Below are 1,393 nucleotides of genomic sequence, written 5' to 3'. Positions count from 1 at the left end.
CACATGGTGCCAGTTGTCGCCGAAGTCGTAGATGTAGTGGATCGTCTTCGTGCCGGTGTCCTCGATGACATCGAGCAGGCTGGTCTTGCTGGCGGGTAGAGGGCCGTCGTGGAAGCCGTCGGGATCGGCGACACCCCAGCCGACGCCTCCTGCGCGGAACTCGTAGAGGTGCGTGTCGCTCCAGCCCATGGCGGCCTGGATCACCTCGTGCAGCCGGTTAAGCCGGATCTTCAGCGGCACGTCGAAGCGGCGCAGCACCTCCGGCTCGACGTCCGACAGGGTGACCTTGAGGCGGGCGACCAGCGTCATGCGGCGATCCTGGGATGGGCTGGGTTGCACCAGTGCCACGGCAGCAGTTCGGGCAGGCGTGAGACCGGCAGGTCGGAGATCCGGGCAATGGCGTCCGCGAGCCATGCCTGCGGGTCGATGCCGTTGAGCTTGGCGGTGCAGATGAGGGAATACATGAAGGCGGCGCGCTGTCCGCCGCGCTCGGAACCGGCGAAGAGCCAGCTCTTGCGGCCGAGGGCCACTCCCCGCAGCGCCCGCTCGGCGCAATTGTTCGACAGGCAGACCCGGCCGTCGGACAGGAACCGGGTGAAGCCCGGCCAGTGATCGGGCGAGAGCAGGTAGTCGATCGCCTTGGCCACTTTGGCGTGCTTCGACAGGAGCGCGCGTTCGGTCCGGAGCCAGCGCTCCAGATCCTCGACCAGCGGGGCCGAGCGTTCCTGTCGTGCTGCGAGACGGGCGGCGGGATCCTGCCCGTTCAGCTTGCGCTCGATCTCGAAGATCGCGTCGATGCGCCTGACCGCCTCGAAGGCGATCGGGGAGATTTCCTTCGCATCTTTGCCCTTGCGGATGTTCCCCTCGACATCGGCCAGCTCGAAGAACTTGCGCCGGGCATGGCTCCAACAAAGCGCCGGCAGGACCGGCCCCGGCTTCCGGTCGCCGCGGTAGAGCTGGTTGTAGCCGGCGTAAGCGTCGGCCTGCAGGATGCCCTTCCACCCCGTCAGGTGCTCGGCCGGATGCTCCCCGGCCCGGTCACGGGAGAAGCGGAAGACCACCGCCGGCGGGGCGGTGCCGCTGAAGGGGCGGTCGTCGCGAACATAGGTCCAGAGCCGCGCCGTCTTCGTGCCGCCCCGGGCGAGCAGCGGCACCGTGGTGTCGTCGCCATGCAGGCGGGAAGCGGCAAGGACGTGCGCCTCGATCAGGTCATGGAGCGGCTTCAGCAGTTCCGCCACGGCGCCGATCTGGTCGGCGAGCGTCGAAAGGCTCAGGTCCACGCCCTCGCGGGCATACCGCTCGGCCTGGCGGTTCAACGGCTGATGCTGGCCGAACTTCTCGAAGACGATCATGGCCAGCAGGCTCGGGCCGGCCCAGCCGCGCGGGATCGGGT

General features: G+C 68.5%; 2 protein-coding genes. Both read right to left on the bottom strand.

The genetic code is table 11. From position 1 onward, the window contains the following. A partial coding sequence (locus FG154_RS20485) for a plasmid pRiA4b ORF-3 family protein (RefSeq protein ID WP_145111982.1) occupies positions 1 to 309 on the bottom strand: 309 nt, incomplete at its 3' end. After that, positions 306 to 1,393, bottom strand: a 1,088-nt coding sequence (gene tnpC / locus FG154_RS20480; protein ID WP_145111979.1) for an IS66 family transposase, incomplete at its 5' end; no start/stop codon positions are given. The genes tnpC and FG154_RS20485, both read right to left, overlap by 4 nt.

Origin of the sequence: Cereibacter sediminicola (assembly GCF_007668225.1) — a bacterium.
Classification (GTDB): domain Bacteria; phylum Pseudomonadota; class Alphaproteobacteria; order Rhodobacterales; family Rhodobacteraceae; genus Cereibacter_A; species Cereibacter_A azotoformans.
This window is presented reverse-complemented; position numbering and strand designations above follow the sequence as displayed.